The following is a 21,411-nucleotide window of genomic DNA, read 5'->3' as shown; positions in this document are numbered from 1 at the left end:
GGGGGCAACGCCGGAGGGCACGGCGGGGGCAACGCCGGAGGGCACGGCGGGGGCAACGCCGGAGGGCACGGCGGGGGCAACGGCTGGGGTCGAGACATCGATTATGTAGCCTTCGGGGATTCCTATGCCTCCGGGTTCGGTGGCGGTCCGCTGCTGGACGCCTGCGGGCGAACCGCACAGGGCTACCCCGCCCTGCTGGACGCCTTGAACCGGGTGGATCTGGAGACCGACGCCACCTGCGCCGGCGCCACTGCCCTGACTACCCCGCCGGATGCGCCGGCGGATCTCCCGGAGCAGATCAGCGACGCCGCAGCCCGGGGCACGCTCAACGCCCGGACCGACGTCGTGACGGTAACCATCGGCGGGAACGACATCCGTTTCGGCACGGTGGTGGCCGCGTGCATCGGCCAGCAGCTGCCGGCCACGTGTGCACCCGCCCTGGAACAGGCGAATACCTATGCATCGACGGTCCTTGCGCCCCAGCTGGCGGCCCAGTTCGCACGGATCGCGGAGCTGGCACCACGGGCAACCCTGGTGGTCACGGGATACCCCTACCTCTTCGAAGCGGGCACATCAGGACCGCTGAGCGCAGAGGCACAGACGCTGTTTAATGCCGGCACCGATGACCTGAACGCAGTGATTGCAGGGCAGGTTCCGGAAAGCGGCGTCTTTGTGGACGTGGTGGACGAGTTTGCCGGGCACGGCGTGGGAGCAGCGGATTCCTGGATCCGGCTCGAAGGCGGCCAGTTCGACCTTCACCCCAACGAAACGGGTTACCGGGAGGGTTATCTGGCAGCGATCCTCGCGGACGCCGGCAGCGAGTTCTCCGCCCCGGGATGCCGCGGCCGGCACTGAACCTGCGGACGGCCTGCCATCCTGCCCGTAGGAGGCAGGAGGCAGGGACACCGGTCAGGCGCCGTCGCCCTCCGGACCGGAAATAACCTCGCGCAGGAAGGCCACATGAGAGTCAAAGGCCGCCCTGCCTTTGACCGTCAGCTCCGCCCAGGTGTGGGTCCGTCCGGCCAGCCCGGGCCCCTTGCTCAGCTTGACGTACCCCGCCTGTTCGAGTTGCTTCAGGTGTTTACTCAGCGTGGGATCGCTAACTTCGAGGGTGTCGCGGAGCAGCGCAAATTCGGTGCTTCCCAGGCGTGAGAGCAGTCCGCAGACCCGCAGCCGGACCGGGCCGTGCACCACCTCGTCAAAACGTGCCGCCGGCATCAGGGCTGCCCGTGGATGGACCGGACCAGGGCCCGCTCCATCCGGAGTCCGAGCACCAGCGTGGCTGCGAAGGTCAGCAGGGCTGCCGCGAAGAGGAGGGCCATGGAGCCTCCTGACTTGGAGACAACCATGCCGATCCCCACTGCGAGCGCAGCACAGCCAATGAATGTCAGGGCGACGCGCACGGACGCAGGGTAAGCCCACGGATCAGCCCGGGTTCCGGTGATCAGCGGACGCAGCATCCCCAGCAAAACCAGGGCAACTGCGGAAAGGGCGAACCCTGCCGATTCCCAGCGCCCCAGGCCGAAGGAGAGCACAAAGCCCGATATGCAGCAGGACTGGAGCAACACGTACCAGAACGGAGCTCCGGTGGACCCGCTGACTGCCGCCCCGTCGGCGTCCAGCGCCTCGAGGTGGTGTTTTGCGGTCTCCGGGGTGACGTCTCGACTTTCCATATCGGCAACTCTAGACTTTCCGATCCGGAAAGTATAGGGCCCCGGCGGAATCCGCCAATCCCTCTCCCCGTCAGGCCCCGAGCACCTCTGCCAGATCAAACTTCACCGGCTCCTCCAATTGGTCGTACGTACAGGATTCCGGTGTGCGGTCGGGCCGCCAGCGGACAAACCGGGCCACGTGGCGGAACCGTTCACCCTCCATGTGGTCATACTTCACTTCCACCACCCGCTCGGGGCGCAGCGGAACAAAGGAGAGATCCTTCTTTCCGCTCCACCGGCTGCCTTCGGAGTTCCGCGGCGTGCGGGTGCCACCCTCCTGCTCCTGTGCGGCCCAGGGATGGCCGTCCTCCTCAGCGACCAGGGGCTGCAGTTCCTCGAAGAGCTCCCGGCGCCGGTCCATGGAAAAGGCCCCTGCCACGCCCACGTTGGTGAGCACGCCGTCGTCGTTGTATATCCCCAGCAGCAGTGAACCGATCAGGTCCGGGCCGGATTTGTGTACCCGGTAGCCGGCGAGCACGCAGTCGGCTGTGCGTTCGTGCTTGAGCTTGGCCATGGTGCGCTTGTTCGGCGCGTAGGGCCCGTCCAGCGGTTTGGCCACCACCCCGTCCAGCCCCGCACCTTCGAAGCGCTCGAACCAGTCCCGGGCCAGCGCCGGATCGTCCGTAGCCGCTGTCACGGACAGCGGAGCCTTTGCTGCCTTGAGCGCCTGTACGAGTGCCTCGCGCCGTTCGGCGAACGGCTTGTCCGTGTAGTCGGTATCCCCCAGGGACAGCAGATCGAACGCCACGAACCGGGCCGGCGTTTCTTCCGCGAGCAGTTTCACCCGGCTGGCCGCAGGATGAATACGCTGCTGCAGCAGTTCAAAGTCCAGCCGTTTGCCGTCCGGTGCCACCATGACAATTTCGCCGTCCACCACGCAGCGCTCCGGGAGGTTGGCCTTAAGGGCTTCCACGAGTTCGGGGAAATAGCGCGTCATGGGCTTTTCGTTCCGGGACCCGATTTCGACGTCGTCCCCGTCCCGGAAAATGATGGAACGGAACCCGTCCCACTTGGGCTCGTAAAGATAGTCCCCCTCAGGGAGGGAACTGACCGCTTTGGCCAGCATGGGCGCAATGGGAGGCATCACCGGAAGTTGCATGAGCCCATTCTTATCCGAGCGGAGCCCGTTCCCCCAGCCCTGCGAGGAAGGCGGTAAGTAAATCCCTGCCCTGCTCCCAGTAGCCGACGCCGCTTTTCTCATTGATGTGGGCCAGCTCCCCCGCGCAGATCACGGGAACCCGCCATGCCGCGGCCATCGCTTCTGCTGCCGGCAACGCACAGTACGGATCACTTTCGCTGGCCACGAGCAGGGCCGGAACGGGCAACTCCTGCAGCCGCGGATTACGGAAGGTTCCGGCCGGTGCCGGGAAGGATGCGGCGGCAGGATCAGGCGGGCTGACGAGGAATACGCCGCGGGCGCCACCGGGATTTCGCAGCAGCCATTCCGCGGCAGCCAGGCAGCCCAGGCTGTGCGCCACGAGCACGGTCTCCCCGTGCTGCTCTCCGGCGGCCCGGTCCAGCGCCGCCATCCAGTCCTCCAGCTCCGGTTCATCCCACGACGACGGCGCGAAACGGCTGACGTTGGGCAGCTCCGCTTCCCAGCGGCTCTGCCACTGGTCGGGTGGTGAGCCGTTGTAACCCGGGACCATGGTGATGTGCACTGTGCCTGTTTCCTTACGGTGGTTTCGCGGCGCCCGGCCGCGGGTCTGGACGGCCGGGAATACCGCAGAGTGCTCCGGCGCTGTGGCTGATATGAAACGAATAGGGTTCCTGTCCTTCGGACACTACCGGAACGCACTGGGGTCCCGGACGCCCAGTGCCCGGGACGCAGTATTGCAGCAGATCGAGCTGGCGGTAGCCGCGGAGGAAATCGGCGTCGACGGCGCGTACATGCGGGTACATCACTTCGCGCCGCAGTTCTCCGCCCCGTTCCCCACGCTTGCCGCCATGGCGTCCCGGACCAGCAAAATCGAACTGGGCACCGGCGTGATCGACATGCGCTACATGAATCCGCTTTCGATGGCGGAAGATGCCGCCGTGGCGGACCTGATCAGCGGCGGACGGCTGCAGTTGGGCATCAGCCGGGGATCCCCCGAGCCTGCCCTGCGGGGCTATGAGTCCTTCGGTTACGTGCCGGGGCCGGACTCCACCGACGCGGACATGGCTCGCCAGCACACCGAGGTGTTCCGTGCCGCCATTGCCGGTGCCGGGGTGGCCCAGTCCGATCCGGCAATGACCGGGACAACCGCCCCCATGGCCATCGATCCTCTTTCTCCCGGTCTGCCTGAGCGCATCTGGTGGGGTTCGGGGACCCGCGCCACGGCCAAGTGGACCGGCGAGCAGGGCATGAACCTGATGAGTTCCACCCTGCTGACCGAAGACACCGGAGTTCCGTTCGACCAGCTGCAGGCCGAGCAGATCGAGGTCTACCGCAAGGCCTGGGCCGACGCCGGCCACCAGGGCACGCCGCGGGTCTCCGTGAGCCGCAGCGTCATCCCTCTGGTGACCGGGGAGGACCGGCATTACTTCGGTCTCCGCGCGCAGGCCGAGGGACGTGACCAGGTGGGCCACCTCGACGGGGGCCTCGCCCGGTTCGGCAAGAGCTACATCGGCGAACCCGACGTGATCGCTGCCGAACTGGCCGCTGACGCTGCCGTGCAGGCCGCAGACACCGTGCTCATCACCGTGCCCAACCAGCTCGGCGTGGACTACAACGCGCACCTGCTCGAAAGCATCGTCAAACTGGTGGCACCGGACGCCGGCTGGCGGTAACGGGGCGGTGTGAGGAACCGCTCCCCGCTCGGTAGGATCAAACGTATGGAGAGCGATCGCCACCCCGCAGATGAGGGGTGGGTGTTTGCCCCTGCACCGCCGGACACGCGTACCTATACGGGCCTTGGGACAATCACCGTCGACGGCGAGACGTTTGCAGTGCGCAGGCGTGACGAGGATGGAACGATTCTCTATGACTGGGTCTCGGGACCCAACAATGGTTATGGATTCAACGCCCTCGGCAGGCGTGAACCGCCCACGCATGAACAGCACGTGGCCGCTATTCGCGATTTCCTCTCGTCCATTGACCCCGCGACGGGGTACTTCCACGACCCGTAGGCTCAAGACTGCCAGCCGAATTGGTGATTGAGGCTAGTGCCTGACAGGCAAGTCAGGGTGCCATCGCCCAGACGCGATGCCGTGTGCCGGACGGGCCGGGTAAGGCGGCTTTAATAACTCTCGCGAGCTCTGCGAGCGGGAGTTTTCGTTGCCGCTGTCCCGGTCCGCCCGGCGCACCGCCGCCCGACGCCGCACGACCACACCAGACCCTGATAACGCGTGTCTGTCGAAATGTCGGTGCCCTCGGTTACAGTAGTTTCTAGCTTCACGAGATGTGGCCTCCGCCCGGTTCGCCGGGCATAAAAGCTCCGACTGGCCCCACACCAACCCCACTGTTCGGCGGGTGGTTCGGATGACGAAGCGGCCTGCTCCAACCGGTGCAGGCAAGGACAACCTGAAAAGGAACCCACTGTGAGCACGTCCAGTGTCAGCAACTCCGCTTCCAACAACTCCGGCTTCAACAACTCTTCCATCAGCAGCAGCTGCTCCGGTTTTGCGCCCGGCCACAACGTCCATTGGATCCACCGCCGCCGGCTCGAGGCGTGGGATCAGTGGTCCGACGTCGAGGTCGCAGCCGACCCGGAGCTTGACCTCATCCACCTCGTCATCGACGGAACGCAGCAGCTGATGTGGTTCCACAACGTGGGCGCCGTGGCCGCCGCCCTGGACGCCGCCGTCGACACACCACAGTGGTGCCAGCGATACTCCACACTGATGGTGCCCGGCGGTTTCGGCTCGGATGCCCGGAGCTCTTTTTTCTACTTGGCCCGGCCGGAGCGGGTGCTGCCCTGCATCGGGTCTCCGGTCCGGGCTCCCGAAACCGAGCGGATTGACGGCCAGGCGTGATTCCCGGCCGGTTAATATGCGGACTGTATCTGTCCGGATACCGATGACGGCCGTGCTGTTCGGGTTCTAGCCTCAATGCCATGACGAATATACAGATCTGCGTTGACTGCACCGATGCCCACCAACAGGCGGATTGGTGGGCCGAGACCCTGGGCTGGACGCTGGAGCCCGTGGACCAGGACTTCATTTCGTCCATGCTGGACCAGGGCTTGGCGAACCCGGAGGACGTTATCGAGCACAACGGTGTCCGGGTCTGGCGGGACGGCGCCGCCATCTGTCCTGCCGACGAGGTGGGCCGGAAGGACCGGTTGCGCGTCCTGTTTCAGCCGGTTCCCGAGCCCAAAACCGTCAAGGACCGCATTCACCTGGATGTCCGGCTTCAGGGTCAGGATAAGGACGCGGCCCGGGCCGCCTTGGAGGAACGCGGCGCGTCCTTCCTGACCGAAGCAAGCCAGGGACCGCACTCCTGGTACGTCATGGCGGATCCCGAGGGCAACGAGTTCTGCATCAGCTGACGGGGTTGCCGGGGACCGGCGGCGCAGGCCGCGGGCCCCCGGCCGCGTCAGTTAACCGTTCCGGTGTCTCCGCGCAACTCTCCGCGCAGCTGGGCAATCCGCAACCGGAGGAAAATGATCACGAGTACCAGGGCCCAGACCACAAGGACGGCCACTGCAACCACCAACAGGAAATACAAAATTACGAACACTGCGCCGATTCCTGAGCCTACTGACACGCCGATCCCCCGATTCTGTGTGCCGGCCCCGGGACGGGTCCGGTCCTGCCACCGATGCTAGGGCATGGCTTCCTGCGGGGCCGCATTTCCCGCGTCGAGATTACTGCTGCAGCAGTTCCGGCGGAATGGCGTAGATCAGCACCACGCTGAGCAGGTTCTTCGCAGCATGCACGCCGTAGGACAGCATGAAGTTGTTTCCTGCCCATACGTACAACCCGACCAGGACGGCACCAGTGGCCAGATAAGGCATCAGGACCGGCAGTGACAGGGATTCCTTACCCACAATGTGGATGGAGGCGAAGAGTAGGACCGACAGGATGCTGCACGCCCAGATGTTCCAGTAGCGGCTGAGTTTGCCGATGAGCAGGTGCCGGAAAATGTACTCCTCCACGAAGGGCGCCAGGATGACGACCAGCGGCACCACCAGCCAGGGAGACATTTCGGTAACCAGCCCCTGCACAGCCTCCTGGTTCACGGCGGTTTCGGCCTGGCCGGCGATGATCACGCCCACCATGGAAGCGATGATCGTGAGGATCACGCCAATCGGGATCAGGGCAGCGGTCAGCACCGGCCGGGTGGCAAGGACCCGGGTCTCGCGGGCAACATACCGCCGGGCGGCAATAAGGGCCAGAATTCCAGCCACCGCATAGAAACCCAGATTGATGACGTAGGCCGCCACCACCGGGTCCGGAATCAGCACCGAGAGCCCGGGAATGTTGATGGGCACAAAACTCAGCAACAGCAGGAACAGGACGTAAAAGCCCGCCGCGACGCCGTCGCTGCGGGTGAACCGGTAGGAAAGCCACGGGATTTGTGCCGCTGCCCGCCCCGACGGGCCGGTCCGGTATTCGTTAGCTGTCATCACCTCAGGATAAGAGGCCGTGCCGCCCCCGTGCAGCCCGTTCTTGGTTCAGCGCGCACGGCGGCCTTCAAAAACGCACCCGCTGCCTAGTTCAGCTCCGCGATCACCGGAGGCAGTGCCTCAAGCAGTTCCCGGGCCAGGAAACTCAACGGCCCGCGGGACGCCGAGAGCCGGTCCCCCGCCACGGCGTGCAGGTAGGTGCCCCAGCATGCCGCCTGTTCCGGCGTCGCCCCGCGGGCCAGGAAACCGCCTACCGCGCCAGCCAGGACATCCCCCGAACCGGAGGTCCCCAAACCGGGATTGCCAGCGGGTACTTCCCAGCTGGAACCGTCCGGTGCCGTGATGAGGTTCTGGGCCGTCACCACTGCCGAGTATTTCCTCGCCACCTTCAACGAGGCGTTCGCCATGTCCAAAGACTCTTCTTCAGTGTCCTCCTCCCCCAGCAGGTGCAGGATCTCGGTCCGGTTCGGCGTCAGCACCAGCCGGCCAACCAGCACCTTGGCCACCTCCGGCTGTCCGGGCAGGACCCCGAGCGCGTAGGCATCGAGCACCACCTGGGTCTTTTCCCCCAACAGGGGAACCACGGACACCAGCAGCGCCGCTGTCTGTTCAGCGTCCGCCAGGCCCGGCCCAATCACCACGGCAGCGGCCGAGTCCAGATCTGCTGCAAGGACCGCACCGGCAGCACCGCCGTCGATGTAGCCGCCGGACTCAGCGAGTCCCGCGACGCCGGCTTCAGGAACGGCGACGGCGACACTCACGGCAACGGACTCGGCCAGTCCCATGGTCAGCCGGCCGGCCCCGACGCGCAACGCAGCAAGGCCCGTCAGCATTGCGGCACCCGGAGTGCGGCGTTCCCCGCCGATCACCAGCACCGTTCCGCGTTCCTTTTTGCCGGCGGTGTCGGTGGAGAGCTGCCAGCCGCGGAGCAGGTCCGGGGTAACCAGGTCAGCGCGGGTGGATGTCATGTTCATCTCCTGCGTGTTCGGTGACGGGCGCTCCGCTGTCCTGCAGGTGCAGCACGCTGTTGAAGGTGTGGACCTCCCACGGTCCGGTGCCCGACGGGCGCACCAGGCGGGTGACGGAGCCGTTGCGCACGCTGTTGGCCGCGGCCGTATCCAGCAGCTCCTGCTCGGAGAACCGTTCGCAGATGTAGCGGATCAGCATGATCACCGCGTCGTGGCAGACCACGGCCACCCGCTTGCCGTCCTCTTCCTCGTCCAGGTCCCGGAAGACCGAACGCAGCCGCAGGGCAACGTCTGCCCAGGACTCCCCGCCCGGCGGCCGGTAAACGAACTTGCCCAGCCAGGCCCGGCGTTCGGCTTCCTCCGGGTAGCGGGTTGCGACGCCGGCGGAGGTGAGCAGGTCAAGGATGCCCAGTTCCCGGTCGCGAAGGCGTTCATCGATGCGCAGCGGCCCGGCGATGCCGGGCAGCCCGGCCAGTTCCGCGGTCTGCCGGGCCCGAAGGTAGGGCGAGCACCACACGGCGTCAGGACGTTCGTCGGCAGGCAACCCGGCGAACCAGCGGCCCACTGCTTCTGCCTGGGATTCCCCGTCCGCGCTGAGCGGGACGTCGGGGTCCCGCCATTCGATCTCGATGCGCTGGGCACCTTCTCGGCTCGCGCGGGTAGCAGCCACGTTGCCTGCGCTTTCACCGTGCCGGATCAGGATCAGTTCGGTTGCACCCATGCCGGTGACCTTACTCCCGCCTGCGCCGGCACGGGAGCGAAACGCGGTCCGCAGCAGGCCGCTCAGGTACGCGTCCGCTCATCCACCCGGCCGCCGTTGCGCACGGTAAAGGTCAGCAGGAACGCCACGGCGGCGAAGGCTGCCAGCAAAATCAGCCCCACAAAATAGCTTCGGTTCGCCGGGTCGTAGGTTGCGCCCATGACCAGCGGCGGAAAATATCCGCCCAGGCCGCCGGCCGCGGCAATGATCCCGCCGATGGTCCCCACGTCCTGTGCCGGTGCTGCGCGGCCGACCCAGGCGAATACCCCGCCGGTCCCCAGCCCCAGGAACAGTGCCATCAGGATGAATGCGGTGCCGTAGACCCGTTCCTCCTCGGGCCGCAGCGCCACGATCACGGCCAGCACCACGGTTCCGGCCAGGGAAGCGAGGGTGACCAGTTTCGGACCCACCTTGTCCGCGATGGTGCCGCCGATGGGCCGGGCGATAACGGCTGCCACCGCGAAGCCCGCGGTACGGGTACCGGCCGCCGTCGCGTCGTAGTCGTACACGTTGCCCAGGTACGTGGGCAGGTAGTTGGAGAAGGCCACGAACGCGCCGAACACCACCCCGTACAAAAAGCACAACTGCCAGGTCACGCGCAGGGTGAAGGCATGGGTGATCTTGGGCAGCACCGGTTCGGTGGGCCGGGACCAGGCGGGCGATTCGCGCAGCACCAGCCAGCTCAGCACGGCCATGGCGGCCACGACGACGGCGATGGTGATGTGTGCGCCCATGTAGCCGACGGCATTGACCAGGCGCGGAGTGAAAAAGGCGGAGACGGCGGTACCCACCATGCCGGCTCCGAAGACGCCGGTGGCGAAACCCTTGCGGCTGCGGTCATACCAGGCCGAGCAGAACGGGATGCCGATGGCGAACACTGTTCCCGCGATGCCCAGGAAAAAGGCGATAACCACCAGGAAGGGAAAGTTGCCCATCCCGCCCACGATGCCGGTGAGCAGAACCAGCGGAGCGGTGACGCCCAGGATGACCGTGAACATAATCCGGCCGCCGTACCGGTCCGTGAGGGCGCCTACCGGAATGCGCGCCACCGAGCCCACGAGGATGGGCATGGCCACCAGAATCGAGGTCTGCCCGGCACCCAGGTCCATGTCCGCCGCATACCGGCTGGACAGCGGGCCGATCACCGTCCAGGCCCAGAAGCCGACGGTGGAGGCGATGGTGGCCACGATCAGGTTTCGCAGCTGGCCTGATTTCAGGTCCGGAGTTGGTGCCGGGGTAACCGGAGATGCCGGCATGGTGTCCTCGCTTCTGAGAAGGTACCGTCAGGGAATCATTTCGGAGGCACCCCGGGCCGGTCCCGGTCCGGGGTTCCGACCGGGTCCCAGCCCCGCCGCGGCGTTCCCACACCCGGAGCCGGCCGCTTTCCGCGCGAGCGGTACACGATGTAGGGGCGGAACAGGTACTGCAGCGGTGCGGTGAAGGCATGCACGAGCCGGGTGAACGGCCAGAGGGCAAAGAGCACCAAACCCGTCAGCGTGTGGATCTTGAAGGACATGGAGGCTGCCGTCATGCCCACGAGGTCCGGCTGGAAGATGAAGATGGAGCGGAACCACGGTGAGACCGTGTCCCGGTAGTTCACGATCTTCGTGTCGAAGACGGAAAAGACCGTGGTCGCCAGCCCGGCGAGGATGGCGGCCAGCAGGAAAATGTACATCACCTTGTCGTTCCGGGTGGTGGCCATAAACACGGGACCGGTGGTGCGGCGCCGGTAGATCAGCAGCACGATCCCCACCAGGGTGGCTACCCCGGCGATGCTGCCAACGCTGAGGGCAAAGAAATGGTACGTGTCCTCGTTTACCCCTGCGGCATCCATCCAGGTCTTGGGGATCACCAGACCCACGAAGTGGCCCACAATCACGGCCAGGATGCCGAAATGGAACAGCGGCGAGGCAATGCGCAGCAGCCGGGACTCGTACAGCTGCGAAGAGCGGGTGGTCCAGCCGAACTGGTCATACCGGTAGCGCCAAATGGAGCCGAGGATCAGGATGGCCAGCACCAGGTAGGGCAGCACGCCCCACAGCATCACGTCATCCAGCCCTACCTGCACATTCCCGGGGGGCGGCACATCCAGCGGCAGGCTCATCATGGGCTGTTCCTTTCACTCACCGGCAGCAGCCGCGAACTGTAGGGCTCCAGGCCAACCGTCTCAGTGGGCGGCCCGTACCCGGCCGTCCGCATCACCTCGGCCCTGTCCTCCGGAGATACCCCGGGCAGCGTGGTGCAGAGCAGGGTCAGCACCCCTTCATAGGGCAGCCCGTCATCCCGCAGGGCCAGGCGCAGCAGTTCCACGGAGGGCCGGTAACGCTGCAGCAGTTCGTAGCCGTCCTCCGGAGACACCTTGGCGGCGAATTCGAGCACCAGCGGCAGGTAGTCCGGCAGTTCGCTTCCCTCCGGCAGCGCGCCGTGGGAGCGGTAGACCTCCTTGAAGGCGGCCAGGGCCTCCCCACGCCGGCGGGTATCGCCGTCGGTCCAGTAGGTCAGGTGCAGGCTGTGCCGCTTGGAAAGATCAAACTCCTGCACGTAGCTTGCCTGCACCTCGCGCAGCGGTGTGTCGGTGAACCAGCTGAACAGGTCCTCCAGCTCGGAACCGGTGGCCCCGGCTTCGGCGAGCGCGGACCGCAGGGCAGGCAGAGCGTCCATCAGTGCCCGGTCCGGGTACTCGAGCAGCAGCGCCGCCGCCTGCCGGATGACCCGGCTGCGCGCAGGATGGGCGTCCGCGTAAGGTTCCGGGGCCACTGTGCCCTTGCCCGGTTTGCCCAGCAGTTTCTCGAGCAGGCTCACTGCCGTACCCCCGGCCCGGAGGACGGGGGTTCCCCGCCGTCGCTGTTCCCTGTCGCGGGAGCCGGTCCGTCACCGGCGGCCTGGTCATATCCGGCACCCTTATCCGCACCGGCATCGGCGTCCGCAGCACCGCGGTTGTTGTTCCGCGGAAACAGGCCCTTGGGTGATCCCCGTCCGTCCCAGTTCAGCAGGTTGACCCGTCCGCCCAGATCGCCGTTCCCTGTCGGGTCGTCTCCGCGCTGCCGGGCCTGCAGTGCCTCGAAGTTTTCCACCGCCACGGGGGTGGGACGGCCGGAGGCCTCACCGAAGACGCCGGTCTGGCCCATCCCGGGCCCGCCTTCCACATCCAGGGAACAGCCGATTTCCTCCAGGTTGTGGGCGTCCTCCAGGTGCGCGCTGGGGATCACGTACCGCTCTTCGTATTTGGCCACGGCCATCAGCCGGTACATCGCCACGATCTGCTCTCCGGACATGCCGACGTCGGCGGCGATCTTTTCATCCGGTGCGTCACCGAGGGTGATGTCGCGCATGTAGGCGCGCATGGCCGCGAGCTTGCGCAGCACCCCGGTGACCAGGTCCGTGTCCCCGGCGGTGAACAGTTCGGCCAGATACTCCACCGGAATCCGCAGCGCCTCGATGGCGCCGAAGAGGTTGTCCGCACTCTCGCCGTCGTGCCCCTGTTCGTTCAGTACGTCCACAATCGGGGACAGCGGCGGGACGTACCAAACCATGGGCATGGTCCGGTATTCCGGGTGCAGCGGCAGCGCCACCCTAAAGGTTTTGGCCATCGCGTAGACCGGCGAGCGCCGGGCCGCGTCCAGCCAGTCCTCCGGAATGCCTTCGGCCCGGGCGCCGGCAATGACTTCCGGATCATTGGGGTCCATCATCAGGTCCAGCTGGGCCTCGTACAGGTCCTGCACGTTCGGTGTGGAGGCGGCCTCGGTGACGCGGTCGGCGTCGTACAGGAAAATCCCGATGTACCGCAGCCGTCCCACGCAGGTCTCGGCGCAGACGGTGGGAAGGCCCACCTCGATGCGGGGATAACAGAAGGTGCACTTCTCCGCCTTGCCGGAGCGGTGGTTGAAGTACATCTTTTTGTACGGGCACCCGGTGATGCACTGTCGCCAGCCGCGGCAGCGGTCCTGGTCCACCAGCACAATGCCGTCCTCTTCGCGCTTGTAGATGGCGCCGGAGGGGCAGGAGGCCATGCAGGAGGGGTTCAGGCAGTGCTCGCAGATCCGGGGCAGGTAGAACATAAAGGTGTTGTCGAAGTCCGCTTTGACCTTCTCTTCGGCCTCGCTGCGCAGCTTCTGGAGCACGGGATCCTGCTGCTCGGTGTTTTTCGAACCGCCCAGGTCATCGTCCCAGTTCGCGGACCATTCAATGTTCATGTTTTCGCCGGTGATCAGGGACTTGGGCCGGGCCACGGGGAAGTCCTTGCCTGCGGGCGCGTTGATCAGGTTTTCGTAGTCGTAGGTCCACGGCTCGTAGTAGTCATTCAGTTCGGGCTGGACCGGGCTGGCGAAAATGCCGAAGAGTTTGGCGAGCCGGCCGCCGGCCTTCAGCTTCAGCTTCCCGCGGCTGTTCAGTTCCCAGCCGCCCTTCCATTTCTCCTGGTCCTCATACCGCCGCGGGTAGCCCTGCCCGGGGCGGGTCTCCACGTTGTTGAACCACACGTATTCGGTGCCGGCCCGGTTGGTCCAGGCCTGTTTGCACGTCACTGAACAGGTATGGCAGCCAATGCACTTATCCAGTGCCATCACCATTGCCGTCTGCGCCATGATTCGCATCAGTACGCCACCTCCTGGGAACGCTTCCGGACGACGGAGACAATGTCGCGCTGGTTGCCTGTGGGGCCGAGGTAGTTAAAGGCCCAGGACAGCTGCGCATAACCGCCGATCATGTGTGTGGGTTTAACCAGGATCCGGGTCACCGAATTGTGGATGCCCCCGCGCCGGCCGGTGGCTTCGGACTTGGGCACGTCAATGATGCGTTCCTGCGCGTGGTAGACGTACAGCACCCCGGCAGGCATCCGGCTGCTGACGATCGCCCGGCCCACCAGCACCCCGTTGGTGGACACACACTCCACCCACTCGTTGTCCGACACTTCGATCAGCGCGGCGTCCTGCGGGCTGATCCAGACCGAGGTCCCGCCGCGGGAGAGGGAGAGCATCAGCAGGTTGTCCTGGTACTCCGAATGGATGGACCACTTGTTGTGCGGGGTCAGGTACCGCACGGCAACGGACAGCTCGCCGCGGGTCCCCAGCTGCGGTTCGCCGAACAGGCGGTGCATATCCAGTGGCGGCCGGTACACCGGCAGCGCCTCACCCATGTCCAGGATCCAGTCATGGTCCAGGAAGAAGTGCATCCGACCGGTCAGGGTATGGAACGGTTTGAGCCGTTCGATGTTGATGGTGAACGGCGCGTACCGCCGCCCGCCGGTCTCGGACCCGGACCACTCCGGGGAGGTAATGACGGGTGTGGGCCGGTCCTGGGTGTCGCGGAAGGTGATCTGCCGGTCCTCCGCACCTTCGGCCAGATCCGCCAGCGGGACCCCGGTCCGCTTTTCCAGGGTTTTAAAGCCCTGCACGGCCAGCTCCCCGTTGGTGGTGCCCGAGAGCAGCAGGATGGCTTCGGCCATCCGGGCATCCGTGTCCACGGCCGGCCGCCCGGCCGCGGCCCCCCGGTCAAAAACGCCGTGCTTGCGCGCCAGCTGGACCAGCGGACGGGACACATCGTAGGTGACGTATTTCGTGGTGAGGCCCAGCTTGTCCGCCAACGGTCCGATGGCCACGAACTTTTCACCGATCGCCGTGTAGTCCCGTTCCACCACCGCCAGGGAGGGCAGGTTCTTCCCCGGGACAGCGGGAATATCCGTGCCCTTCCAGTCCGGGGCGTGGCCGCCGGGCTGGGCGATCTCTCCGGGGGTGTCATGGGTCAGCGCCGTGGCCACCATGTCCTTGCGCACGCCCAGGTGCGTCAACGCCTGGCGGGAGAACTCCTCGGCGAGCAGCCGGAACAGATCGTAATCCGTCTTGGCTTCCCAGGGCGGGGCGATGGCCGGCGTGAAGGCATGCACGTAGGGGTGCATGTCGGTGGAGGACAGGTCGTACTTCTCGTACCAGGTGGCGGCCGGGAACACGACGTCGGAAAGCAGCGTGGAACTGGTCATCCGGAAATCCGCGGAGACCAGCAGGTCGAGCTTGCCCTGCGGTGCTTCCTCGCGCCACACCACGTCTTTGGGACGGGCTTCGGCGTGGTCCTTGCCCATCACGTTGTTCAGGGTGCCCAGCAGGTGCTTCTGGAAGTACTCCTCCCCCTTGGCCGAGGAGCCCAGGAGGTTCGAGCGCCACAGGATCAGGGTCCGCGGCCAGTTCTCCGGGGCATCCACATCCTCCACGGCGAAACGCAGCTTCTCCTCCTTCAGCTGCCGTGCCACCCAGGCGGCCTCCGTGTCCGCCTCCCCGCGGGCCACGGCCGCCGCGGCGTCATCGGCCACGTCCAGGGAATTGCGCGCATCGAACTGCGGGAAAAACGGCATCCAGCCCATCCGGGTGGACTTAGCAACCACATCGGCGGTGTGCATGCCGCGCAGGTGGCCGGTCGCCAGCGGGGACTGCATGGCGTCGGAGGAATACCCATCGGAGCGGAACTGGTCCGTGTGCATGTACCAGAATGCCGTGCCGATCATGAACCGGGGCGGCCGGTTCCAGTCCCCGGCGGAGGCCATGGCTGCCCAGCCGGTAATGGGCCGGCACTTCTCCTGGCCGACGTAGTGCGCCCAGCCGCCGCCGTTGCGGCCCTGGCAGCCGGTGAGCATCAGCATGGCCAGAATGGCACGGTAGGTCACATCGCCGTGGTACCACTGGCAGATACCGGCGCCGAGGATGATCATGGACCGGCCCTTGGATTTTTCCGCGTTGGCGGCGAAATCCCGGGCCGTGCGGATGACGGCTTCCGGGCTGACGTTGGTGATTTCATGCTGCCATGCCGGGGTGTAGGGACTGGCGGCGTCGTCATACCCGGCCGCCCACTGTCCGGGCAGCCCGTCCCGGCCCACCCCGTACTGGGCCAGCATCAGGTCAAAGACGGTGGTGACCGTCCGCCCGGCTACCTCCATCACCGGCACGCCGCGCTGCACTACCGTTCCGACCCCGGACGGGTCGGTGAAGGCGGGCAGGTCCACCCGGCTGACCTTTTGGCTGTAGGAGGAGGCATCGGCTATCGACAGGGCGGGCACCACGCCCTGCAGGTCCAGGTTCCATTTCCCGGCGTCGGCCTCGTTGTACCGGAAGCCCACGGAACCGTTGGGCACCACCGGGGTGCCGGCGTCGCGGTCCAGCAGCACCGTCTTGAAGGCGGCGTCCGCGGCTTTGGCCTCGCTCCGCCCCAGCTCCGCGGCGGTGAGGAACTTGCCCGGAACCACGGTTCCGTCAGGGCCCTGCTCCAGTGCGACGAGGAACGGCAGATCGGTGTACTGCACCACGTAGTCCTCGAAGAACGGCACCCGCCGGTCCACGAAGTTCTCCTTCAGGATCACGTGGCCCATTGCCATCGCGAGCGCGGCGTCGGAGCCGGCCGCGGCGGGGAGCCATTCATCGGCGAACTTGGTGTTGTCCGCATAGTCCGGGCTGACCGAGACCACCTTGGTGCCGCGGTAGCGCCCTTCCACCATCCAGTGCGCGTCCGGAGTGCGGGTGACCGGGATATTGGAACCCCACATCATCAGATAGGTGGCGTCCCACCAGTCCCCGGATTCGGGTACGTCGGTCTGGTCCCCGAAGACCTGCGGGCTGGCCACCGGCAGGTCCGCGTACCAGTCATAAAAGCTGTTCATCACCCCGCCGATGAGGTTGATGAACCTGGCACCGGCCGCGTGCGAGACCATGGACATGGCCGGGATGGGTGAGAACCCGGTGCAGCGGTCCGGGCCGAAGTTCTTCACCGTGGCGACGTGTGCGGCCGCAGTCATCTCCAGTGCCTCGGCCCAGCTGGAGCGCACCAGTCCGCCCTTGCCCCGTGCCTGCTGGTAGGTGCGCCGGCTCTGCGGATCATTCACAATCTCTTCCCACGCCAGCACCGGGTCCCCGGTTCGTTCCCTGGCCGCACGGTACATTTCCAGCAGCACCCCGCGGATATAGGGGAACCGGACCCGGGTGGGCGAATAGGTGTACCAGGAGAACGCCGCGCCGCGCGGGCAGCCGCGCGGCTCGTACTCGGGCCGGTCCGGTCCCACGCTCGGGTAGTCCGTCTCCTGCGCCTCCCAGGTGATGATCCCGTCCTTGACGTACACCTTCCAGGAGCAGGATCCCGTGCAGTTCACGCCGTGGGTGGAGCGCACCACCTTGTCGTGGCTCCACCGGTTCCGGTAGAAGGCGTCCCCCTGCCGGCCGCCTTCCCGGAACACGGCCCGTCCGTCAGCGGTCTCATCCCATCGGGTGAAGAACCGGCCGAGTTTGAGCATTGCGTCAGATGCGGGGCCATCGATCCCCGGAGCGGAGCCAGCCATAGGTACCAGCTTGGAACAGGGCGGCCCGCGCAAACAGGGGGAACCCGCATATCGCAGTCCCGACCCGGCAGTTTTTCGGACGGCGGCAGTGTCCGGCCGGTTTGGACCCGGGCGATAAACTCGATTTGTGAGCACAGAACTTCCAGCACAGGTGTCCGATATCTTCGACCCGCGGCAGTGGCGTCTCGTCTCCGGGTTCGAGGACCTGGCAGACATGACCTACCACCGCCAGGTGGAGCGCGACGCCGACGGCGCCGTCATACGTGACCTGCCGACCGTGCGGATCGCGTTCAACCGCCCCGAGGTGCGCAATGCTTTCCGTCCCGGCACCGTGGACGAGCTGTACCGGGCCATGGACCACGCCCGGATGACCCCCGACGTCGCCACCGTTCTGCTCACCGGCAACGGCCCCTCTCCCAAGGACGGCGGCCACTCCTTCTGCTCCGGCGGAGACCAGCGCATCCGCGGACGCGACGGCTACCGCTATGCCGAGGGCGAGACGAAGGAAACCATTGACCCCGCACGCGCCGGCCGGCTGCACATCCTGGAAGTCCAGCGGCTGATGCGCACCATGCCCAAGGTGGTCATCGCCGTTGTCAACGGCTGGGCAGCCGGCGGCGGGCACAGCCTGCACGTGGTCTCGGATCTGACCATCGCCTCCCGCCAGCACGGAAAATTCAAGCAGACCGACGCCACCGTGGGCAGTTTCGACGCCGGCTACGGCTCCGCGCTCCTGGCCCGGCAGATCGGCCAGAAGAAAGCACGTGAAATCTTCTTCCTGGCCCGCGAATACTCCGCCGAGGACATGGTGGCCATGGGCGCGGTCAATGAAGCGGTGGACCATGAAAACCTGGAAAAGGTGGCACTGGAATACGCGGCGGACATTGCCCGGCAGTCTCCGCAGGCCATCCGGATGCTGAAGTTCGCGTTCAACCTGGCCGACGACGGCCTGGCCGGACAGCAGGTCTTTGCCGGCGAGGCCACCCGGCTGGCGTACATGACGGATGAGGCGGTGGAAGGCAAAGAGGCGTTCCTGGCCAAACGGGAGCCGGACTGGTCCTCCTTCCCCTACTACTTCTAGGACCGCTTTGGAACTGCTCCCAGTCCTGATCTCCCCCGGATTCGATCCGGGTATGCTCCTTGCCCCGCTGGCCGATGCGCTGGCCGGCGAGGGGCCCGCCGTGGCACCGCACACGGATCCCGGCCAGACCTTCGACGGCGAACTGCCCAATGATGACATTGCGCTGGTGATCAGCACCTCCGGCTCCACCGGAACCCCGAAACAGACCATGCTCTCCACGGACGCACTGGCCGCGTCCTCGATGTCCACCGCCATGGCGCTGGAAGCCGACGGCCAGTGGCTGGCTGCGCTGCCGGTGAACTACATTGCCGGTGTCCAGGTCCTCATCCGGTCCCTCTATGCCGGCACGCAGCCGGTGTTTATGGACCTGTCCGTTCCGTTCAGCGCGGAGGTATTTACCCGGGCGGCCGAGGACATGACGGACCGCAACCGGTTTACCTCCCTGGTGCCCACCCAGCTGCACCGGCTGCTGCAGGACCCGGCACCGGAAACCCTCCGCGTGCTGCGCCGCTTCAACGCGATCCTGCTCGGCGGCGCCCCCGCGGGCGCTCCCCTGCTGGAGAAGGCGCGCAGCCACGGCCTGAACGTGGTGACCACCTACGGGATGAGCGAAACCTGCGGCGGCTGCGTCTACAACGGTGTTCCGCTGCCCGGCATCGACGTCATCCGGGAAGAGGGACGCCTGTGGATTGCAGGCGACGTGCTGGCCGACGGTTACATGGGCCGCCCCGAACTGACCCGGGACCGCTTCCGGTTCAATTCCGGACGCCGCTGGTTCCGCACCGATGACACCGGCACGGTGGATGATCAGGGCCGGGTTCATGTGTCCGGCCGGCTGGACGACGTCATCGTCAGCGGTGGCATCAAGATCTCGGCTCAGGCGGTTGCCGGGGCCGTGGAAACCGTGGCCGGCGTGGAACAGGCCTTTGTGCTGGGCCTCGACGACGCCGAGTGGGGCTCCCGGGTGGGCGCCGCCGTCGTCGGCAGCGTTGACCCGGAGCTGGTCCGCGAGGCCGTCCGCTCCCGGCTGGGAGCCGCGGCCGTGCCGAAGGTGGTCCTGCTGCTCGAATCCCTGCCGTTGCTGCCCAACGGCAAAGCGGACCGGATGACGCTGCTGCGGCTGCTTGCCGCGGCTAAACACTGAACCTGATTTCCCGTAACCGAAGAACTAAGGACTGAAACTGTGGCTACAGCCGCCCAATGGTTAGAAGGCGCCCGTCCCCGGACGCTGCCGATGGCAATAGCGCCTGTCATTATCGGCTCGGCTGCCGCCTACGACCTCGGAGCCTTCCATCCGGTCCGTGCCGCGCTGGCAGCCATTGTGGCCATCCTGCTGCAGGTGGGCGTGAACTACGCCAACGACTACTCCGACGGCATCCGCGGCACCGACGATAACCGGGTGGGCCCGCTGCGGCTGACCGGTTCCCGGCTGGCCACACCCAAGCAGGTCAAGTACGCGGCCTTCGTGTGCTTTGGCGCCGCGATGGTGGCCGGCTTCGCCCTGGTGATCCTGGCCTCGAGCTGGTACCTGATTCTGGTCGGCTTCGGCTGCGTGGCCGCCGCCTGGGGGTACACCGGCGGAAAGAACCCCTACGGCTACCTGGGCCTGGGCGATGTGTTTGTCTTCGTTTTCTTCGGCCTTGTCGCCACCCTCGGCACCACCTACACGCAGGCCCTGGAAATCAATACCGCTGCCGTGCTGGGAGCGGTGGGCACCGGGCTGATCGCCATGGCGCTGCTGATGGCCAACAACGTCCGGGACATTCCCACGGACCGTGAGGCTGGCAAGCGGACACTTGCCGTGCGGCTGGGCGATGGCCCCGCGCGGATCAGCTACGTGATGATGCTGGCCCTGGCCCTGCTGCTGCCGCTGCTGATCGCCGGCAGCTACCCGTGGATCCTGCTGGTGCTGCTACTGGTGCCGGCGTGCATCATGCCGTGCTGGCTGATGTTGACGGGCAAAAAGCGCGGAAGCCTGATCCCGGTCCTGAAGCAGACCGGGCTGATCAACCTGGGCTTCAGCGTGCTCTACGCTGCCGGGCTGGTCATCACCCGGCTCCTGGCCTAGCCGGGCCCGGCCGGCTCCCGGTCTGGCCGGACCGGCCGGCGGCGCGGCTTGCCTCCCGGCGGCGCTTTAGACGTCGCGGCGGCGGTCGTTGTCGATCTGCACATCGGGGTTACCGGCAACCAAACCGTCCTCGGCAGCTGAGTCATCCAGTTCGGCACGGTTGCGCTTGGGTGCCCGTTCCTCGGTGAAGCGGCGCTGAACGGTACGGGCCGCTTCGTCGCGCATGTTGCGGGCAAACAGGTAGGTAACGCACCAGGCCAGGACTGCAGCGGCCAGCGCCGAGACCAGGACGCCCAGTCCCATCCACAGGCAGATCACGAAGAAGACGGCCACCAAACCCAGGCGGAGTGCAGTAAATTTCCAGAAAGCCACGCCTCCATTCTAGGCGCACGCGGGTTCGGCCGGCTCCTTGGCGGCGCCGGAGCCTGCCGACGGGCCGCTCAACTACAATGGGCCTATGCCTCGTCTTGTGTTGTTCGGCGTCATCCTTGTCGCTGCTGTGATCATTTACGCCGTCATCGACTGCATCATGTCCCGCGCGAACGAGGTGCGGAGCATTTCGAAGGTCTCCTGGGTGCTTGCCATCATCCTGGTACCGGTGATCGGTGCTGCGCTGTGGTTCCTCTTCGGCCGGCCGTCCGGCGGTTCCGGCGGGTCCGGACCGCGGCAGCCCCGCCGTCCCTCAGCGCCCGACGACGATCCCGATTTCCTGCGTAACCTCGAAATCCGCCGCCGGCAGGAACAGAAGGAAGCCGAGCTCAAAGCCCGCGAGGCGGAGCTTCGGGCCCGCGAAGAACAACAGGACCGCCGAAGCGACGACGGCAAGCCCGGGGCCTAGGCTCCCCGCATTCGCGGCCGCCCGCCGCAGCAGGCATTCCTCCGCCATGAGCCCGCTGAAAAGGGCTTCCCCTCCAGGCGTAAAAAGGCCCGCCCCGGGATTCCGGGGCGGGCCTTTCCAC

Annotated in this window: 23 protein-coding genes and 1 riboswitch; of the genes, 9 read left to right on the top strand and 14 right to left on the bottom strand. The window is 66.4% G+C overall.

Features of this window, described 5'->3' with window-relative positions:
• A partial coding sequence (locus tag AC5RVB_RS14040) for an SGNH/GDSL hydrolase family protein (protein ID WP_494142952.1) occupies positions 1-855 on the top strand: 855 nt, incomplete at its 5' end.
• 54 nt (positions 856-909) lie between these two features.
• On the opposite strand, the gene AC5RVB_RS14035 is transcribed toward AC5RVB_RS14040, so the two are convergent.
• The 4 genes from AC5RVB_RS14035 to AC5RVB_RS14020 form a co-directional block, all read right to left on the bottom strand.
• Complete coding sequence (locus tag AC5RVB_RS14035) at positions 910-1,218, bottom strand: transcriptional regulator (protein ID WP_227902444.1); 309 nt, start codon at positions 1,216-1,218, stop codon at positions 910-912.
• Positions 1,218-1,673 (bottom strand): hypothetical protein, encoded by a 456-nt coding sequence (locus AC5RVB_RS14030; protein ID WP_494142951.1) that lies wholly within the window; start codon positions 1,671-1,673, stop codon positions 1,218-1,220. The genes AC5RVB_RS14035 and AC5RVB_RS14030 overlap by 1 nt, the downstream gene beginning before the upstream one ends.
• A gap of 70 nt (positions 1,674-1,743) precedes the next feature.
• Complete coding sequence (locus tag AC5RVB_RS14025) at positions 1,744-2,811, bottom strand: ATP-dependent DNA ligase (protein ID WP_494142950.1); 1,068 nt, start codon at positions 2,809-2,811, stop codon at positions 1,744-1,746.
• A gap of 10 nt (positions 2,812-2,821) precedes the next feature.
• Positions 2,822-3,373, bottom strand: a complete 552-nt coding sequence (locus AC5RVB_RS14020; protein ID WP_494142949.1) for an RBBP9/YdeN family alpha/beta hydrolase — start codon at positions 3,371-3,373, stop codon at positions 2,822-2,824.
• Between the two features lie 91 nt (positions 3,374-3,464).
• Here AC5RVB_RS14020 and AC5RVB_RS14015 point away from each other — a divergent pair, with 91 nt between their 5' ends.
• From AC5RVB_RS14015 to AC5RVB_RS14000, 4 genes are all read left to right on the top strand, one after another.
• Positions 3,465-4,484 (top strand): LLM class flavin-dependent oxidoreductase, encoded by a 1,020-nt coding sequence (locus AC5RVB_RS14015; protein WP_494142953.1) that lies wholly within the window; start codon positions 3,465-3,467, stop codon positions 4,482-4,484.
• 45 nt (positions 4,485-4,529) lie between these two features.
• On the top strand, positions 4,530-4,823 hold the full coding sequence (locus AC5RVB_RS14010) for a hypothetical protein (protein ID WP_494142948.1): 294 nt from the start codon (positions 4,530-4,532) through the stop codon (positions 4,821-4,823).
• Positions 4,824-5,086: 263 nt separating this feature from the next.
• Positions 5,087-5,219, top strand: a riboswitch (SAM riboswitch).
• A gap of 15 nt (positions 5,220-5,234) precedes the next feature.
• Positions 5,235-5,669: a hypothetical protein gene (locus tag AC5RVB_RS14005; RefSeq protein ID WP_494142947.1), complete on the top strand. Its 435-nt coding sequence runs from the start codon at positions 5,235-5,237 to the stop codon at positions 5,667-5,669.
• Between the two features lie 80 nt (positions 5,670-5,749).
• Positions 5,750-6,184 (top strand): VOC family protein, encoded by a 435-nt coding sequence (locus AC5RVB_RS14000; protein ID WP_494142946.1) that lies wholly within the window; start codon positions 5,750-5,752, stop codon positions 6,182-6,184.
• Positions 6,185-6,231: 47 nt separating this feature from the next.
• Here AC5RVB_RS14000 and AC5RVB_RS13995 read toward each other — a convergent pair whose 3' ends face one another.
• From AC5RVB_RS13995 to AC5RVB_RS13955, 9 genes are all read right to left on the bottom strand, one after another.
• On the bottom strand, positions 6,232-6,402 hold the full coding sequence (locus tag AC5RVB_RS13995; protein ID WP_290244171.1) for a hypothetical protein: 171 nt from the start codon (positions 6,400-6,402) through the stop codon (positions 6,232-6,234).
• A gap of 100 nt (positions 6,403-6,502) precedes the next feature.
• Entirely contained in the window at positions 6,503-7,264 is a 762-nt protein-coding gene (locus tag AC5RVB_RS13990; protein ID WP_227902452.1) for a CPBP family intramembrane glutamic endopeptidase, read from the bottom strand.
• Positions 7,265-7,350: 86 nt separating this feature from the next.
• Positions 7,351-8,232 carry an NAD(P)H-hydrate dehydratase gene (locus AC5RVB_RS13985; RefSeq protein WP_494142945.1) on the bottom strand — a complete coding sequence of 294 codons (882 nt, stop codon included), beginning with the start codon at positions 8,230-8,232 and terminating at the stop codon, positions 7,351-7,353.
• The gene (locus AC5RVB_RS13980; protein ID WP_494142944.1) at positions 8,213-8,953 is read right to left on the bottom strand and encodes a histidine phosphatase family protein; all 741 of its coding nucleotides are present in this window, start codon (positions 8,951-8,953) and stop codon (positions 8,213-8,215) included. The genes AC5RVB_RS13985 and AC5RVB_RS13980 overlap by 20 nt, the downstream gene beginning before the upstream one ends.
• Positions 8,954-9,015: 62 nt before the next feature.
• Positions 9,016-10,248 (bottom strand): MFS transporter, encoded by a 1,233-nt coding sequence (locus AC5RVB_RS13975; protein ID WP_494142943.1) that lies wholly within the window; start codon positions 10,246-10,248, stop codon positions 9,016-9,018.
• A gap of 35 nt (positions 10,249-10,283) precedes the next feature.
• Positions 10,284-11,099, bottom strand: coding sequence for a respiratory nitrate reductase subunit gamma (narI, locus tag AC5RVB_RS13970; RefSeq protein WP_423724609.1), 816 nt, complete (start codon positions 11,097-11,099; stop codon positions 10,284-10,286).
• Positions 11,096-11,794 carry a nitrate reductase molybdenum cofactor assembly chaperone gene (gene narJ, locus AC5RVB_RS13965; RefSeq protein ID WP_227928605.1) on the bottom strand — a complete coding sequence of 233 codons (699 nt, stop codon included), beginning with the start codon at positions 11,792-11,794 and terminating at the stop codon, positions 11,096-11,098. The genes narI and narJ overlap by 4 nt, the downstream gene beginning before the upstream one ends.
• Positions 11,791-13,584: a nitrate reductase subunit beta gene (narH, locus tag AC5RVB_RS13960; RefSeq protein ID WP_227902457.1), complete on the bottom strand. Its 1,794-nt coding sequence runs from the start codon at positions 13,582-13,584 to the stop codon at positions 11,791-11,793. The genes narJ and narH overlap by 4 nt, the downstream gene beginning before the upstream one ends.
• Positions 13,584-17,303: a nitrate reductase subunit alpha gene (locus AC5RVB_RS13955; protein ID WP_494142942.1), complete on the bottom strand. Its 3,720-nt coding sequence runs from the start codon at positions 17,301-17,303 to the stop codon at positions 13,584-13,586. Before AC5RVB_RS13955 ends, narH begins: the two co-directional genes overlap by 1 nt.
• Positions 17,304-17,430: 127 nt before the next feature.
• Between AC5RVB_RS13955 and AC5RVB_RS13950 the strand changes: the two genes are divergently transcribed.
• From AC5RVB_RS13950 to AC5RVB_RS13940, 3 genes are read left to right on the top strand one after another with little or no spacing between them, the layout of a single operon-like run.
• Positions 17,431-18,384: a 1,4-dihydroxy-2-naphthoyl-CoA synthase gene (locus AC5RVB_RS13950; RefSeq protein ID WP_227902459.1), complete on the top strand. Its 954-nt coding sequence runs from the start codon at positions 17,431-17,433 to the stop codon at positions 18,382-18,384.
• 7 nt (positions 18,385-18,391) lie between these two features.
• On the top strand, positions 18,392-19,528 hold the full coding sequence (locus AC5RVB_RS13945; protein ID WP_290244159.1) for an AMP-binding protein: 1,137 nt from the start codon (positions 18,392-18,394) through the stop codon (positions 19,526-19,528).
• A 39-nt stretch (positions 19,529-19,567) separates the two neighbouring features.
• Positions 19,568-20,452, top strand: coding sequence for a 1,4-dihydroxy-2-naphthoate polyprenyltransferase (locus AC5RVB_RS13940; RefSeq protein WP_227902461.1), 885 nt, complete (start codon positions 19,568-19,570; stop codon positions 20,450-20,452).
• A gap of 66 nt (positions 20,453-20,518) precedes the next feature.
• Here AC5RVB_RS13940 and AC5RVB_RS13935 read toward each other — a convergent pair whose 3' ends face one another.
• Entirely contained in the window at positions 20,519-20,824 is a 306-nt protein-coding gene (locus AC5RVB_RS13935) for a DUF4229 domain-containing protein (RefSeq protein ID WP_227902462.1), read from the bottom strand.
• An 85-nt stretch (positions 20,825-20,909) separates the two neighbouring features.
• Between AC5RVB_RS13935 and AC5RVB_RS13930 the strand changes: the two genes are divergently transcribed.
• Positions 20,910-21,290: a PLD nuclease N-terminal domain-containing protein gene (locus AC5RVB_RS13930; RefSeq protein ID WP_227928602.1), complete on the top strand. Its 381-nt coding sequence runs from the start codon at positions 20,910-20,912 to the stop codon at positions 21,288-21,290.
• Positions 21,291-21,411: the final 121 nt, after the last annotated feature.

It is taken from the genome of Arthrobacter sp. Y3225209 (assembly GCF_059090685.1).
The sequence above is the reverse complement of the archived record's forward strand: the minus strand, read 5'-3'. Positions and strand labels throughout refer to the sequence as shown.